The organism is Pseudomonas sp. LBUM1644 (genome assembly GCF_059716195.1).
This window is the reverse complement of record NZ_CP166812.1, coordinates 3331525-3346390: the sequence shown is the minus strand read 5'-3', so window position 1 is coordinate 3346390 and position 14866 is coordinate 3331525. Positions and strand designations below refer to the sequence as shown.

Here is a 14866-nt window from a genome sequence, read left to right as displayed (position 1 = left end):
CTGCGTTTTGAGCGTCTATGCTGGGCTAACCAATTCCATACCTGTGCAGTCAATCTGCAGGGAGCAGCCGTGGTGCCCACACCTCTCTCCGAAAAAGCCTTGTCCCGGGGGCTGCTCAATGCCCTGATTCGCGCCGGACTCATTGTCGTTCTGGTGCTGTTCTGCTTCGAGATATTCCGGCCGTTCCGCGACTTGATGCTGTGGTCGCTGATCCTGGCGATCACGCTTTACCCTTTGCAAGAGCGCCTCATTGGGCCGCTGGGCCGAAAGGAAGGGCGCATTGCAACGCTGATCGTGCTGATCGCCATCGTGATCCTCATGGTGCCGATCTACCTGCTGGGCACCTCGATCGCCGACTCGGTCGAGAACGCCATGAGCGTCGTCAAGGAAGGCGGTTTCCATATCCCGCCACCGAACGAGTCGATCGCCGGATGGCCGGTGGTGGGCAAGCCACTGTCCGCCCTTTGGCTGCAAGCCTCAACCGACCTGCCTGGCGTGACAGAGAAGTACATACCGCAACTCAAAGACGTGAGCTTGACCGTGTTGGGCAAGCTGGCCGGCGTTGGCATGGGCTTTCTCACCTTCATCTTCGCCCTGATTATTGCCGGCATCTTCATGGCTCACGGTGAAGCCGGCAGCCGTAGCGCGGTACAAATCGCCTCGCGCGTCAGCGGTCCGGCCAAAGGGCCGAAAATTGCCGAGCTGTGTACCGCAACGATCCGGGCGGTTGCGCTGGGGGTGGTCGGCATTGCCTTCATTCAGATGCTGCTGGTGGGCCTCGGTTTTGTCATCAAGGGCGTTCCGGGTGCTGGTTTGCTGGCGCTGGCGGTGTTGCTGCTCGGCATCATGCAGTTACCGGTGTCGCTGATTACCCTGCCCGTGATTGCCTTTGTGTTCGCCACCGAGGGCGCCAACACGGCGACCATCGTCTTCGCCATCTACGTTTTCATTGCCGGGCTGGTCGACAACGTGCTCAAGCCGTTGCTGTTGGGGCGCGGTGTCGATGTGCCGATGCCGGTGATACTGATCGGCGCCTTGGGCGGTATGGTCACCAGCGGGATCCTTGGGCTGTTCATTGGTCCGGTGGTGCTTGCAGTTGGCTATCAGTTGTTCTGGCAGTGGGTGGAAGATCGGCCGCAGGAAGACGATGGGCTGTAACGGGTACTCGGAGGACCGTCGCCTTGTTGAGAAGGTAGTCATGGGGGTAGGGCGGGAGCATGATGGGCGAGGCCATTTTCCCGAATAGTCGAGCGCGTTTTCTGTCGATTGCAGAGACCGGAGGAGGCGTTTTGAAACCATTTCTGCCCAGGCCCAGTGCCTCAACGATGAACATGTTGCGTGAAGGGTGCCTGCAGCGCCGCGATGCTGTGCCGCAAGCGCTGACGGAACAAGCGGTCATCCCTGGCATCCCGAATGCGCGTTACTGGCTGGACCAGGACCTGACGCCGTTCATCCGGGATGCGAGTCTGGCCAACGATCGAGAGATCGAGGCACTCGCTAGCGCCGGGGTGCCGGACGGCGTGTTGCCACTGGCCTATTACCTGGCCGTGTCCGGTGGCGGCGACGCGGGCACGTTCGCAGCGGGAATCATTGCGGGATGGACCCGGCATGGGACCCGGCCAATGTTCAAGGTTGTCACCGGCATCAGCGCGGGTGCCCTGGTCGCGCCGTTCGCTTACCTGGGGCCTGAGTATGACAGTGTCATTCTGGGGATTTGCGGTGCGATCGGTCCAAAAGACGTGTTCCATGCGCGAAGTGTACTGACCCGCTTGGCCAGCGACGGTATAGCGGACAGCAAGCCACTGTCGCGCCTCATTGCCAAGTACATCACTGCCGAGGTGCTGGCCGCCATCGCGGCACAATATGCCAAAGGACGAATCCTGTTGATCGGCACCACCGACCTTGATGCAGGGCGGCCCGTCACCTGGAACATGGGCGCTATTGCTGCCAGCGATGCACCGGGAGCGCTCGACCTGTTTCGCAACATCATGGTCGCGTCGATGAGCATTCCCGGCGCCGTGTCACCGGTCATGATCGATGTTGAGGTGGACGGCAAACAGTTTCAGGAAATGCACGTCGACGGCGGCGTCCTCACCCAGGTATTCCTTTACCCGCCTGGCACCGTGACGGCGCTTAACAGCGTGACCGGCGCGCGTATACGAGGGGGGCGTCATTTCTTTGTCATTCGCAACGGCAAACTGGTACCGCAGTGGTCCGGAACCAAGCGCCGCACCTTGAGCATCGGCGGTCGCGCCATCAGCACATTGATCCAGACTCAGGGGATCAGCGACCTGGACCGTATTTACCGTATTGCGCAGCAGGATGGGGCGGACTTCAACCTGGCTTACATCGGCTCGGATTTTCAGTTTCCGCGCAATCAGAAATTCGATGGCGAATACATGAAGCGATTGTTCGACTACGCGTTTCAACTCAGTGCGCAAGGCTATCCCTGGCATAAATCGCCCACGACCTGAAAGAGTCTGGCTATCTTGCCAATGTCGGTCAGGGTAGCCGCTGGCTTAGCCTGCGTTCGGCTGCGAAGCAGTCGTAAAACCTGAGCACGCGGTGTTCCTGATACACCGCATTCCTGATTTCACGACTGCTGCGCAGCCGGACGCAGGCTTCGCCAGCTGCTACAAGGTATGCGTTGCTGCTGACTGGCATCTCTCCTCTTAATTTTCAAAACAGGTCACCAGGAAACTCATCACGGCCTGGACCGCGGGGGTGTGCCGTATGTCGCTATGGACCACCAGCCACACTTCACGCTCCAGCCCGGCTCCAACGGTCGCCAACCTTTGCAATCCATAATGGTCGCCAAGGAAGGCGGGCAGTACGGCAACCCCCGCGCCGGCCTGGGCAATGGTGGCCTGGATATTCAGATCATTACTGCGTAGCAGGATCGGTCGATCACCAGCCTGCGCCTTCAACCAGACCTGTTGCGGAGTCTGTTCCATGGTGTCGTCGTAAGCGATAAACACCCGATCTTCCGGGGCGGTGTTGGCCAGGTAGCTCGCCGAACCATACAAGTGGAATGGCAGCGTCGCGACCTTGCGTACCACGAGGTCCGGTTCCTTGGGACGACTCAGGCGCACGGCAATATCGGCTTCCCGGCGCGACAACGAAGCACTGCCCAGGCTGGCCATCAACTGCAACGACAGCTGCGGGTATTTCTCCCGCAGTGCGTTGATACGCGGCGCAATCAACGCACAGGCCAGGGCTGGCGGGGCGCTGACGGTTACTTCTCCGAGGTAGCTTTCTTGCCCGGCCAGTGCGGTGCGCTGCACCGCGAAAGACTCGCTTTCCATGCGTCGCCCTAACTGAGCGATACGTTCGCCGTCCTCGGTGATGACATACGAGCGCGGACGCCGGTCCACCAACTTGAGGTTCAGCGAACTTTCCAGCGCGCTGATGCGTCGCGCCACGGTGGCGTGGTCGACCTTGAGCTTGCGCGCCGCCGCCGATAACGACTGCTCGTGGGCAAAGACGATGAAATAGCGCAGATCCTCCCAATCGAACATGGGCGTTTTCTCACATGAAGAGTGAATAAATGGGGAATTTTACCCCGACGGCAAGCCTGCAAGAATCGTTCAAAACCTGCCAGGCAGGTTTGAAGAACTCAGCGCTTTGCTGAGTGTTCATCGCAGGACTTGACGAGGAAACAGCCATGTCAAAATCAACGCCTCTCGCGTATGCCGGCATTGTCGGTGCCACGTTTTTCTGGGGCACCAACTTCAATGCAGGCGCCTACATCATCAAAAGCATGGCACCGATCAGCGCTTCTATTGAACGGTTTTCCATTTCAACGCTGTTGCTCGTGCTGATGTTCGGCCTGGCCGGCAAATTGCGCCTCAGCGTACTCAAGAACAATCTGCCAGCGTTTATTGGCCTGGGCTTGCTCGGGTTTACCGGGTTTAACCTGGCGACATTTTTTGGTCTGCAAACCACCACCCCGATCAATGGCGCACTGATCCTGGCGACCACACCGCTGTGGACCATGATTTTCGCCGTGCTGCTTGAGGGCGAACGCATTGATCGCGGCCGCGCCATCGGACTCGTATTGGGATTACTGGGAGTTGGGCTGGTGATTACCCGCGGTGACATTGAGGTGTTGCTCGGGATGAAAGTAGCCACCGGTGACGCATTCATCCTGGCGGGCAGTATGGCCTGGGCGGCCAATATGGTCGGCACCCGGCGGTTCGTCAAAAACGCTACGCCGTTGGAAACTACGACGTTTTCCATGTTGTTCGGTGTGATTGGCCTGATCGTGCTGGGCTTCGTCTATGAGAACCCGCTCGCCAGTATCAGCAGCGCTTCGCTGTCGGTGCATGGCGCCGTGATCTATCTGGCGGTCTGCGGTTCGCTGGTGGCCTACTTACTGTGGTTCAAGGGCATCCATGCCATCGGTGCCGCGCGGACGTCGATCTTCTTCAACCTGGCGCCCGTGTTCACCATGCTGGTGTCCTCGATATTGGGTGTGCTGCCCAATATCTGGCAACTGCTCGGCGCTGGCGGCGTCATCCTTGGCGTGGTGTTCGCGTCGGGGCTGGTGTTCAGTCCGGCTCGGCCCTCGGCCTTGCAGGGAGCGGGCAGGGTGCACTGAATCAGCGTCAGAGGCCGATCATGTCCCGGTGGACTTCCAGCGAGTTACGCTCCACCCAATTGTGCGCCAGCAGGCCATCGGGGCGCACTTCCCAGACCGCCGTGCCAAGCATTTCAAAGGGGCTGAGGCATGAACGGCCGCCGATAAAACCGTTGTTCTTCCCGGCCAGTTTCCAGCGCGAGGCGACCCGAGTGCCTTCGGCATTCTGGAACGTCTCGATACTGGCAAATTCGAAGTCTTCAATCTTCGCCAGGAAGGCACTGATCCAGAGAACAAAGGCTTCGCGCCCGACCGTATCGACACCACCGGATGTAATAACAAAGTCTTCAGCCACAAAGCGTGCTGCGGCTTGCGGATCTTTCGCCTGCCAGACTTCACGCCAGAATTTTTCGACAAGCTCTACTGCTTTACCACCGGACATTTGGCAATCCTCGTTGTGTAGAGCCCTCATGTTCGGAGTTCACAACCCACAACTCAAACGCAAAAATCTAATGGCACCCCGTGGAGGAACGACGTCATCATGCGAGCCAGTGACTTGAAAATAGACGTGCTACGGGCTTTTATTGCCGTGGTGGAAGCGGGCAGCTTTACCGCCGCTGCCGAGCTGATTGCGCGATCGCAATCAGCCGTGAGCCAGAAGATCATTCGCCTCGAAGACATGACCGGTCTACAGGTGTTCGAGCGCAGCCGCCGCGGCCTGAGATTGACACCGGATGGTGAACGGCTGCTGGCAAGCGCGCGTAAGGTGATGGTTCATTTCGATTCGTTCATCCGTGAAATCAACCAACCTGAGCCGTGACGTCCCTGTCGCGGTTCATCAGCTACGATATTCCGTTGAGTGCGCTGCGTACGGAGTTGCTGGCGTTTGTCGAACACGCCATGCCCCTGTAGGAGCTGCCGAAGGCTGCGATCTTTTGATGTTGGTTTTAAAGATCAAAAGATCGCAGCCTTCGGCAGCTCCTACAGGGGCTCGGCTGTGCAGCGCATTTCCGCCGAGCCTGGTTTCTGGAAAAGCACCGCATTGCCGTCTTGCCAGAAGCTGTAGTTCCCCTGGTTGTCCTTGCCAATGTAATGGCTTCCTGAATCACTTTGCACCTGGTTCAGGGTGACCGAGGTGTTCGCCCATTTCAGGTACACGACACCCGGCTGTGTACTAAAGTATGTGGCGGCAATCGCTGCATTCAAGCCAGTACAACGCACAGTGAGGGGGCCTTCGGTGAGCCGGTCCGGATCTTTGGTCCGGACGATGGCCGAGCCTTGGCGCAGTTGGTGCGCGCGCTCGGCATAGCTTCGAATGATGCAAGCCTTGGGTTCTCGATCGGAGGCACACTGATTGCGGGCGTCGGTCCAGAACTGCTGGTCAATCATGACTTTCTCTGGAGGCGGCACGGAACGTTCATCGGTGAGCGCCAGGCGATAAAGGCGCGTGAGTTCGAGGTCCATCTGCGCCAGTTGCGGATCGCGACAGATGAGTTTTTCGACGGAGGCCGTTGTCGTGGCGCAATCGAAGCTGGTCTTGAACGACGCGGCATTCGCACAGGTGCTCGTCGCCGCGCACACGCTGGCAGCGAGCAGACAGCTGAAAAGGGCCGTGAACGTTTTCATGTTGGCTTCGCATTGGGTGTATCGCAGTGTAAATCAGTGCTCAAAACTTGCCACACCGCCCGGCGGCCGGCGGCCGGCGGCCCGCTATAGCGTTGTCGACTGTATGTTCGAGCGAACGGGTGCTTTCTGCTCTTTCGATATGTGGCCAGTGAAGGCACAATGCGCATCCTTTTTTTGGCTGGCCTTGCCGGAGGCCTCGAAATGATCAAAACGCCGTACTACCTCATCGACAAACAAAAGCTGCTGGTGAACCTGCAGAAGATCGCCTATGTGCGCGAACAGTCCGGGGCCAAGGCTCTGCTGGCACTCAAGTGCTTCGCCACCTGGTCGGTGTTCGACCTGATGGAGCAATACATGGACGGCACCACGTCCTCGTCGCTCTACGAGCTCAAGCTCGGTCGGCAGAAGTTCGCGGGCGAGACCCACGCCTATAGCGTGGCCTGGGCCGATGACGAGATCGAGGAGATGCTCGAGAACTGCGACAAGATCATCTTCAACTCCATTGGCCAGTTGCAGCGCTTTGCCGAGGCATCCACCGGCAAGGTCCGCGGTTTGCGGGTCAATCCGCAAGTGAGCAGCTCGGACTACCTGCTGGCCGACCCGGCGCGCCCGTTCAGCCGCTTGGGCGAGCACGACCCGGTGAAGATCGAGCAAGTCATCGGGCAAATCTCCGGTTTCATGTTCCACAACAACTGCGAGAACGGTGACTTCGGCCTGTTCGACCAGATGCTGTGCACCATCGAAGAGCGATTCGGCCACCTGTTGCACAAGGTCGAGTGGGTCAGCCTCGGTGGCGGCATTCATTTCACCGGCGAAGGTTATGCGCTGGATGAGTTCTGCGCACGCCTCAAGGCTTTTTCGCAGAAATACGGCGTGCAGGTCTATCTCGAGCCGGGCGAAGCCGCGATCACTCAGAGCGCGTCGCTGGAAGTCACCGTGCTCGACACCCTTTACAACGGCAAGCACCTGGCGGTCGTGGACAGCTCCATCGAAGCGCACATGCTCGATCTGCTGATCTATCGCCTCAATGCCAAGCTGGCGCCAAGTGAAGGCGAGCACACCTACATGGTGTGCGGCAAATCCTGCCTGGCCGGCGACATTTTCGGCGAGTATCAATTTGATCGCCCACTGGCGATCGGCGACCGCCTGTCGTTCATCGACGCCGCGGGCTACACCATGGTCAAGAAGAACTGGTTCAACGGCCTGAAAATGCCGTCCATCGTAGTGAAACAACTCGACGGTACTGTCGAGGTGGTTCGTGAGTTTGGTTACAACGACTACATGTCCAGCCTTTCGTAAGCTGGCAGAGAAGGAGAGAGAGAAAAATTGAAGAAGAACGTGCTTATCATTGGTGCAGGAGGTGTCGCCAAGGTGGTGGCCCACAAGTGCGCGCAGCACAACGATGAACTCGGTCGTATTGCTATCGCGTCGCGCAACATCTCCAAGTGCCAGGCCATCATCGACAGCGTCAAGGCCAAGGGCAGCCTCAAAGTGCCCGCCGAGATCCAGGCCTACTCGCTGAACGCCCTGGATGTCGAAGCGACCAAGGCGCTGATCCGCGAAACCGGATCGCAGATCGTCATCAACGTCGGTTCCGCTTTCCTCAACATGTCGGTGCTGCGGGCCTGCATCGATACCGGCGTGGCCTACCTGGACACCGCCATTCACGAAGAACCGGGCAAAGTCTGCGAGACGCCGCCCTGGTACGGCAACTACGAGTGGAATCACCTCGAAGAATGCCAAGAGAAGAACATCACCGCCATTCTCGGCGTGGGTTTCGACCCGGGTGTGGTCAACGCCTATGCGGCGCTGGCGCAACAACAGTATTTCGACCGCATTGATTCAATCGACATTCTCGATGTCAATGCCGGCTCCCATGGCAAATATTTCGCCACCAATTTCGACCCGGAAATCAATTTCCGCGAGTTCACCGGACAAGTGTGGAGCTGGCAGAACAGCCAGTGGACCAGCAACAGCATGTTCGAAGTCAAACGCACCGACGACCTGCCGGTCGTAGGCGCGCAGAACCTGTACCTGACCGGCCATGACGAAGTGCATTCGCTGTCGAAGAACCTCGACGTGCCCAACGTGCGTTTCTGGATGAGCTTCGGCGAGCACTACATCAATGTGTTCACCGTCCTCAGGAACCTCGGCTTGCTCTCCGAGCAACCGGTCAAGACCGCCGAAGGCCTGGAAGTCGTGCCGTTGAAACTGGTCAAGGCCGTGCTGCCTGATCCAGGTTCGCTGGCGCCCGGCTACACCGGCAAGACCTGCATCGGCGACCTGGTCAAGGGCACCAAGGATGGCCAGCCGCGCGAAGTGTTCATCTACAACGTGGCGGATCACGAGGACGCCTTCGCCGAAACCGACAGCCAGGGCATTTCCTATACCGCGGGCGTACCGCCCGTGGCCGCCGCCTTGCTGGTCGCCCGTGGCGAGTGGGACGTGCAGCGCATGGTCAACGTCGAGGAGCTGCCGGCTGAGCCGTTCCTCAAGGCGCTGGACGTGATGGGCCTGCCAACCCGCATCAAGGACGAGAATGGAGACCGTCCCTGGAACTGAAACGCCTGAGGTTTGCAATATTCAGGTGAATTTCGTTTCGTGCTCCAGATTCAAAAACGCCGCTCAATGAGCGGCGTTTTAGTTTGTGCGTGATGAGAACACACCCCTGTCCTCCATGAATTTCCCGACCTTGCAGGCTATAAAGTCATCTCGCGGATCGAGCCCGATACACGAGTTTCCCTTTATTGGAGGAGTCTCGATGAGTCGCAAGGGAGAGGAAGGAAGAGCCTGCCGGGAGGGCATTCGAGCTGCCAGTGCACGCGAACCAACAGGTAGCGCAGGGAGAGGCACCTTCAACAACTCGGCTGGGCATCTTTGAAAAAGCCGTTAGCATCAACAAGTGAGCCAGTGAAGTGCTCACCAGCCAACTCTATACAAGGCCAACAAACGACAAAATAACGAGGGCGATCACAACTGCCCCAACGATGTAGATAATACTGTTCATGGAAACCACCTCTCAGTTGAACGGGATTGTGACACCAAGGTGCCTAATACAGACGACACCTTCATTTGCAATTCCGTTCCGCAAATCGGTCGCGAAGGCGGCGTAATCAAGCGGTGCTTGACGCCGTGCGTGACGTCGCCGTGGCGGGTAGCAAGTTGCAGGGTTTGGAGGCGCAGGAGTTGCTGCAGGAGTCACGAATCGGCAATTTCCGTTTCAATCGTGACAGTGCCGAGGCGCATTACCAGCGCGGACTGTTGGGACGGGTGGCGGCGCTGGAAGCGAATCTTCCGCTGTTGGCCGAGCAGAGCGGCCTGGCCTTGTTGCAGGGGCAGCGCCTGGAAAGCGAGGTGGTGCTGATCAAGGCTTTAGGCGGTGGGTATCGCTCCGTTGACTGAGTTCCAGTACTTATCGTTTTTGCCAACGCTGTAGAGCCCCTTTCATCGTTGACTTCCCAAATAAACTTTGTGGCGGGACGGCGCTTTCACGACCTGTTGGCTTGGCTCGTCCTAGTCTTTGTTGCCGACCTTGTTCTGGGCTGCCTCCTTGCCCGCGACATTCAACTGCGGCGGTTCGAGCTTGACGGTGAGTTTGTGCAGCGAGCCGGTGAAAGCGAACGGCACCTGGTAATCCTTGTCATCGACGGGGGTGCCGGTATCAGAGCCAACGTCGAAACTTTCATCCACGCCGAAAACGAACGGAACGCTATTGGGGATCGTGCGGCTCGCCACTTGCTTGCCATCCACCGAGAGCACGCCGGTACCGCCTTTTCCGAACCCCGGCCCAGCGTATTTAAAATCGAAGCTTATGCCGTGCTTTCCGGGAGTAAGCGCCTCGATCCCTTCCCAACGGAATTGCGCCACGCCCTCTAGGTTGTAGCTGAAAACAGGCTTGCCTTTCAGGAGGTAGAGGGCATAACCACCGAAGCGGCCGCCGTCGGTCACCAGCACACCGTCACCGCCATTTTCAGGAACGGTGATGTCGGCCGTAATGACGTAGGACTTGTTCAATACGTTGGGCTCGTTACCAGGAAGAATGCCGGTGACCGACGACAAGTAGTTGAATTCGGTGCGCCCGGCCACGATGCTCGGGCGCTGCGCAACGACGCGCGTGAAACCGGAGGCGTCGAGCGGTAACACCTGATACTTGTTTGCTTCCACCCAAAACAAATCCTGAAGTTCCTTGAGTTTGGCAGGGTTGGCTGCTGCGACATCGTCGTTCTGCGTCCAGTCCTTGGTGATGTCGTACAGCTCCCATTTGACGCCATTAACGATGTCCTTGGGTGGTTGCGCAGTGATGTCCCAAGGTGCGCGGTAGGGCGTCGTCGATGCCATCCAACCTTCGTGGTAGAGCGCGCGCAGACCGAGCATTTCGAAATACTGTGTGGTGCGCGTGGACGGTTTGTCGGCATTCGGCTTGTCAAACAAGTAAGCCATGCTCGTGCCTTCGATGGGCTTTTGCGCAATACCGTCTACCTGTAGCGGCGCGTCAATGCCGGTGGCTTCGAGGATCGTTGGCTCTATGTCGATGACGTGGTGAAACTGGTTACGGAGGCCGCCGACATCCTTGATCCGGTTTGGCCAGGAGATCGCCATGCCTTGGCGGGTGCCGCCAAAATGTGAGGCCACTTGCTTGGTCCACTTGAAAGGTGTGTCCATGGCCCAAGTCCAGCCCACCGCCATATGCGGATAGGTCTGGTCCGAACCCCAGACGTCCAGATACTTCATCTGGTCGGCTACTGGCACGTTGATTCCGTTGAAGGTCGTCATCTCGTTGGGTGTGCCATTAGGGGTGCCTTCGGCGCTACCGCCGTTGTCGCCACTGATGTAGAAAATCAGGGTGTTGTCGAGCTTGCCCATGTCATCAATGGCCTGGATTACCCGGCCGATTTCATGGTCGGTGTATGCCAGATAGGCCGCATAGACTTCCATCTGGTGGGCATACAGTTTTTTCTCGTCCGCTGGCAGTTCGTCCCACTTCTTCAGTAAATCCGGCCACGGCGTTAGCTTGGCTTCTGGCGGTATGACGCCCAGGCGCTTTTGATTGGCGAAGATCTGGTCTCGCGCGGCGTTCCAGCCCATGTCGAATTTACCCTTGAATTTATCGATCCATTCGGGCGTCGGGTGATGCGGTGCGTGGGTGCCGCCTGGCGCGTAATAGAGAAAGAACGGCTTCTTCGGATCGAGCGCGTTCAATTCATTGACGTAACTGACGGCATCATCCGCCATCGCAGTGATCAGGTTCCAACCCGGTTTGCCGACGTAAGGATGGATCGGCGTGGTATTGCGCATCAGATTACCCGGTTGCCACTGATTGGTTTCGCCCCCCATGAACCCGTAGAAATAATCAAAGCCCATGCCGATGGGCCATTGGTCGAACGGCCCGGCCTGGCTGATCTGGAAGGAAGGGGTGTTGTGGTTTTTGCCGAACCACGAGGTGGCGTAGCCGTTGTCCTTGAGGATTTTGCCAATGGTCACCTTGTCCTTGGTGATGACGCTGTTGTAGCCGGGATAGCCCGTTGAAACTTCGGTGATGACGCCGAAACCGACGGAATGGTGATTGCGTCCGGTAATCAGCGCCGCACGCGTCGGCGAGCACAGCGCCGTCGAATTGAATTGCGTGAAACGCAATCCGGCTGCCGCGACGCGATCCATGGTCGGCGTGGGGATGAGGCCACCGAACGTACTGGGGGCACCGAAGCCGACGTCATCGGTGATGATCAACAGGATATTCGGCGCGTCTTTGGGCGGAACGACGGTCGGGGACCAGTAGGGCGTCGAGGTCGTGGCGTCGAGGTTGATAACGCCGCCGAATGCCGCGGGCGGGTTGGGGAGATATCTGCCGTCAAGGGTCGTGGTCGCGCTCGGTGAACCGGGCGTCCCGTCAACTTGCGCAGTCGCTGCGTCGGCGGACGAAAGCACAAGCAGGGCAAATGCCAGCCCTGCGGCAAATCCCGTGTGCAGCCATGAAGTTCGATTCCAGTGTGCATTGGCCATGGCCAGCTCCTGTAACGCCCCGTACCCCAGGCTTTGGAGTGTAGAACCATTTTTCTTTATCGCCAGCCAATTCAGCGCCGCGATTGCAACCTGAGTGATCGTTGACAATAGAGTCGTGGCGCCTATAACTGATCTTGATGCCACGAAGGCTCAGCAATGGTCGCAGCCTGAAACAAGGGGGAGCGAAAATGCTTATCAGGAAACGGCGCTTGGGCATCGCGTTAGTCGCAGTCGGGATCGTGTCTGCCTGCCTGGCTTTTGCTGTGTATCAGCACCATCGCGGTCCAGAACCGTTGACACTGGGTGATGGAAAAAATGGCCCCCAGGGGATGGTCTGGCTGCCTGCTGGCGAATTTTTGATGGGCAGCGATCATAAGCAGGCGCGGCGCAATGAGGGGCCGGCCCACAAGGTTCGACTCGATGGCTATTGGATCGACCGCTACGACGTCACCAATGCCGATTTCGCCCGTTTCATTGCTGCAACGCACTACGTCACCACCGCCGAACGGAAGCCTGAATGGAATGATCTGAAAGTGCAGTTGCCCCCGGGTACTCCTGAGCCGGACGACAGTGTCATGGTACCTGGGGCCTTGGTTTTCGTGGGCACAGACAGACCCATCCCCCTCAGTGATTTCAGTCAGTGGTGGGCATTTGTCCCGGGCGCTGACTGGCGCCACCCGTTGGGCCCTGACAGTACAATCGAGGGCAAGGACACTCATCCGGTTGTTCAGGTTTCACGCGAGGATGCACAGGCATATGCAGCGTGGGTTCATAAGCGCCTGCCAACCGAGGCCGAATGGGAATACGCCGCAAGAGGCGGATTGGAGCAAGCAAACTATGCGTGGGGGAATGATTTCGCGCCGGGCGGCGAAAAGATGGCCAACACCTGGGATGAGGTACAACCGTTTCCCGTTACCGGGTCCAGCAACAAATTCAAAATTGGCACCAAACCGGTAGGCAGTTACAGACCTAACGCCTACGGTCTCTACGACATGTCCGGGAACGTTTGGCAGTGGGTTGCCGATTGGTATCGTGCTGATGCATTCAGAGTAGGGCTCAAACGTCAGTCGGCGGGTGAAGCAGTGTTTAACCCGCTGGGTCCATCCGACAGCTATGACCCGGATCTCGGGGTAACGGCCAACGCACCGCAGCGTGTGATACGAGGTGGATCCTTTCTATGTAGCGACAGCTACTGCACCAGCTTTCGAACCAGTGCCAGGCAAGGTGCGGACCCTATGAATTCCATGTCGCATCTCGGCTTTCGCCTGGCGATGAGCAATGAGCAATGGGAAAACAACCGCTGAATGCATTGTTCACGCGCAAGCCATGATTTCGTAAGTCTCAGGCGTTAGTCGCATCACACGCTGCGCCATCATTTCTCGCGTGCGCCCGGCATTGCGAGCCACAGCAGTCAACGACATGTTCTGATCGATCAGCCAATCCACCCATTGGTGCCTTCTTTTTGTGCGGCGCTGGCGTGTTAAAAAATGTTATTCGGAAAAAATACTTCACATAATCCGCTCATTGGTGGATTATCTGACCAGCCGGTATGACAACCTGATAACACGACAAAAACAGGATGGCCTTGATGTTCGATGAAATCCCGACTCACGTGCCGAACGGCAGCGCCCCTCTGCGGGTTTATCCGCTCGGTGCTGCTCCTGTCTACCGTTGCGCTATCTACAACGCGGCCAACGTCCGCGCCTTGCAGGCGTGGCAGCAGTCGCTGCTTTCCTCTGGAGTTCCCCATGAATAACAAGAACGTCGGTGTAGTCGGACTGGGCGCGATGGGGCTGGGCATTGCCCGCTCATTGTTGCGCAGCGGTTTCAATGTGCATGCCTGTGATGTGCGTGCTGCCGTAACAGAACAGTTTGCCGGGGAGGGCGGTGTGGCGTGCACTTCGCCCGCACACATGGCCGCCGAGTGCGACGTGATCATTACCGTGGTGGTCAATGCCGAGCAGACCGAGACCGTATTGTTTGGCGAGGAGGGTGCCGTGGCCGCTTTGCGTCCTGGCAGTCTGCTGATCGGCTGCGCCACCGTCGCGCCGACTTACGCGGTGGATCTGGGCCAGCGCCTGGCCGCGTTGGGCCTGCTGTATCTGGATGCACCGATTTCCGGCGGTGCCGCCAAGGCTGCCGCTGGCGAGATGACCATGATGACCTCGGGGCCCGCCGACGCTTATACCAAGGCTGAGTCGATCCTGGCGGGCATGGCAGGCAAGGTGTATCGCCTGGGTGACGTCCATGGACTGGGTTCGAAGGTCAAGATTATCAACCAGCTCCTCGCCGGTGTGCATATTGCCGCCTCTGCCGAAGCCATGGCGCTGGGCCTGCGTGAAGGGGTCGATGCCGATGCACTCTATGAGGTGATCACCCACAGCGCCGGTAATTCCTGGATGTTCGAAAACCGCGTGCCGCATATTCTCAAGGCTGATTACACGCCGTTGTCCGCAGTGGATATTTTCGTCAAGGACCTGGGCCTGGTGCTGGATACCGCTCGGGCGAGCAAGTTCCCGCTGCCGTTGTCGGCCACCGCGCACCAGATGTTCATGCAGGCGTCCAGTGCCGGCTTCGGTCGTGAGGATGACTCGGCGGTGATCAAGATTTTCCCGGGCATCGAATTGCCGACCGCCAAGCCTGAGTCTGTTTGAGGAACAC

Annotated in this window: 14 protein-coding genes; 10 read left to right on the top strand and 4 right to left on the bottom strand. The window is 58.4% G+C overall.

The window, feature by feature from the left end:
* Positions 1–69: 69 nt before the first annotated feature.
* Both ACA052_RS15120 and ACA052_RS15115 read left to right on the top strand, forming a co-directional pair.
* The gene (locus ACA052_RS15120; protein WP_497645596.1) at positions 70–1158 is read left to right on the top strand and encodes an AI-2E family transporter; all 1089 of its coding nucleotides are present in this window, start codon (positions 70–72) and stop codon (positions 1156–1158) included.
* A gap of 173 nt (positions 1159–1331) precedes the next feature.
* The gene (locus ACA052_RS15115; protein WP_497650330.1) at positions 1332–2474 is read left to right on the top strand and encodes a patatin-like phospholipase family protein; all 1143 of its coding nucleotides are present in this window, start codon (positions 1332–1334) and stop codon (positions 2472–2474) included.
* 198 nt (positions 2475–2672) lie between these two features.
* Here ACA052_RS15115 and ACA052_RS15110 read toward each other — a convergent pair whose 3' ends face one another.
* Complete coding sequence (locus tag ACA052_RS15110) at positions 2673–3518, bottom strand: LysR family transcriptional regulator (RefSeq protein ID WP_497645595.1); 846 nt, start codon at positions 3516–3518, stop codon at positions 2673–2675.
* A gap of 146 nt (positions 3519–3664) precedes the next feature.
* Between ACA052_RS15110 and ACA052_RS15105 the strand changes: the two genes are divergently transcribed.
* Positions 3665–4600 carry a DMT family transporter gene (locus ACA052_RS15105; protein WP_497645594.1) on the top strand — a complete coding sequence of 312 codons (936 nt, stop codon included), beginning with the start codon at positions 3665–3667 and terminating at the stop codon, positions 4598–4600.
* Positions 4601–4607: 7 nt separating this feature from the next.
* On the opposite strand, the gene ACA052_RS15100 is transcribed toward ACA052_RS15105, so the two are convergent.
* On the bottom strand, positions 4608–5021 hold the full coding sequence (locus tag ACA052_RS15100) for an ester cyclase (protein ID WP_497645593.1): 414 nt from the start codon (positions 5019–5021) through the stop codon (positions 4608–4610).
* A gap of 99 nt (positions 5022–5120) precedes the next feature.
* On the opposite strand from ACA052_RS15100, the gene ACA052_RS15095 reads away from it, so the two are divergent.
* Positions 5121–5399: a LysR family transcriptional regulator gene (locus ACA052_RS15095; RefSeq protein ID WP_497645592.1), complete on the top strand. Its 279-nt coding sequence runs from the start codon at positions 5121–5123 to the stop codon at positions 5397–5399.
* 161 nt (positions 5400–5560) lie between these two features.
* Here the strand turns inward: ACA052_RS15095 and ACA052_RS15090 are convergent, their stop codons facing one another.
* On the bottom strand, positions 5561–6205 hold the full coding sequence (locus tag ACA052_RS15090; protein WP_497645591.1) for an MliC family protein: 645 nt from the start codon (positions 6203–6205) through the stop codon (positions 5561–5563).
* A gap of 201 nt (positions 6206–6406) precedes the next feature.
* On the opposite strand from ACA052_RS15090, the gene ACA052_RS15085 reads away from it, so the two are divergent.
* The 3 genes from ACA052_RS15085 to ACA052_RS15075 all read left to right on the top strand — a co-directional run bounded on the left by ACA052_RS15085 (position 6407) and on the right by ACA052_RS15075 (position 9607).
* The gene (locus tag ACA052_RS15085; RefSeq protein ID WP_497645590.1) at positions 6407–7504 is read left to right on the top strand and encodes a carboxynorspermidine decarboxylase; all 1098 of its coding nucleotides are present in this window, start codon (positions 6407–6409) and stop codon (positions 7502–7504) included.
* A gap of 27 nt (positions 7505–7531) precedes the next feature.
* The gene (locus tag ACA052_RS15080; protein ID WP_497645589.1) at positions 7532–8767 is read left to right on the top strand and encodes a saccharopine dehydrogenase family protein; all 1236 of its coding nucleotides are present in this window, start codon (positions 7532–7534) and stop codon (positions 8765–8767) included.
* 510 nt (positions 8768–9277) lie between these two features.
* Positions 9278–9607 carry a TolC family protein gene (locus tag ACA052_RS15075; protein ID WP_497645588.1) on the top strand — a complete coding sequence of 110 codons (330 nt, stop codon included), beginning with the start codon at positions 9278–9280 and terminating at the stop codon, positions 9605–9607.
* A gap of 111 nt (positions 9608–9718) precedes the next feature.
* On the opposite strand, the gene ACA052_RS15070 is transcribed toward ACA052_RS15075, so the two are convergent.
* Entirely contained in the window at positions 9719–12205 is a 2487-nt protein-coding gene (locus tag ACA052_RS15070; protein ID WP_497645587.1) for an arylsulfatase, read from the bottom strand.
* Positions 12206–12414: 209 nt separating this feature from the next.
* Here ACA052_RS15070 and ACA052_RS15065 point away from each other — a divergent pair, with 209 nt between their 5' ends.
* From ACA052_RS15065 to ltnD, 3 genes are all read left to right on the top strand, one after another.
* Positions 12415–13509 carry a formylglycine-generating enzyme family protein gene (locus ACA052_RS15065; protein WP_497645586.1) on the top strand — a complete coding sequence of 365 codons (1095 nt, stop codon included), beginning with the start codon at positions 12415–12417 and terminating at the stop codon, positions 13507–13509.
* 284 nt (positions 13510–13793) lie between these two features.
* Positions 13794–13961 carry a hypothetical protein gene (locus ACA052_RS15060; RefSeq protein ID WP_497645585.1) on the top strand — a complete coding sequence of 56 codons (168 nt, stop codon included), beginning with the start codon at positions 13794–13796 and terminating at the stop codon, positions 13959–13961.
* A complete protein-coding gene (ltnD, locus tag ACA052_RS15055; protein WP_497645584.1) occupies positions 13954–14859 on the top strand; it encodes an L-threonate dehydrogenase in 906 nt (301 codons plus the stop codon). Before ACA052_RS15060 ends, ltnD begins: the two co-directional genes overlap by 8 nt.
* Positions 14860–14866: the final 7 nt, after the last annotated feature.

Bases quoted from the DNA above. Each gene is read 5' to 3' on its own strand.
- ACA052_RS15070 (WP_497645587.1), bottom strand. From the start codon at position 12,205: ATGGCCAATGCACACTGGAATCGAACTTCATGGCTGCACACGGGATTT.
- ACA052_RS15095 (WP_497645592.1), top strand. From the start codon at position 5,121: ATGCGAGCCAGTGACTTGAAAATAGACGTGCTACGGGCTTTTATTGCC.
- ACA052_RS15090 (WP_497645591.1), bottom strand. From the start codon at position 6,205: ATGAAAACGTTCACGGCCCTTTTCAGCTGTCTGCTCGCTGCCAGCGTG.
- ACA052_RS15115 (WP_497650330.1), top strand. From the start codon at position 1,332: ATGTTGCGTGAAGGGTGCCTGCAGCGCCGCGATGCTGTGCCGCAAGCG.
- ACA052_RS15110 (WP_497645595.1), bottom strand. From the start codon at position 3,518: ATGTTCGATTGGGAGGATCTGCGCTATTTCATCGTCTTTGCCCACGAG.
- ACA052_RS15105 (WP_497645594.1), top strand. From the start codon at position 3,665: ATGTCAAAATCAACGCCTCTCGCGTATGCCGGCATTGTCGGTGCCACG.
- ACA052_RS15060 (WP_497645585.1), top strand. From the start codon at position 13,794: ATGTTCGATGAAATCCCGACTCACGTGCCGAACGGCAGCGCCCCTCTG.
- ACA052_RS15100 (WP_497645593.1), bottom strand. From the start codon at position 5,021: ATGTCCGGTGGTAAAGCAGTAGAGCTTGTCGAAAAATTCTGGCGTGAA.
- ACA052_RS15085 (WP_497645590.1), top strand. From the start codon at position 6,407: ATGATCAAAACGCCGTACTACCTCATCGACAAACAAAAGCTGCTGGTG.
- ltnD (WP_497645584.1), top strand. From the start codon at position 13,954: ATGAATAACAAGAACGTCGGTGTAGTCGGACTGGGCGCGATGGGGCTG.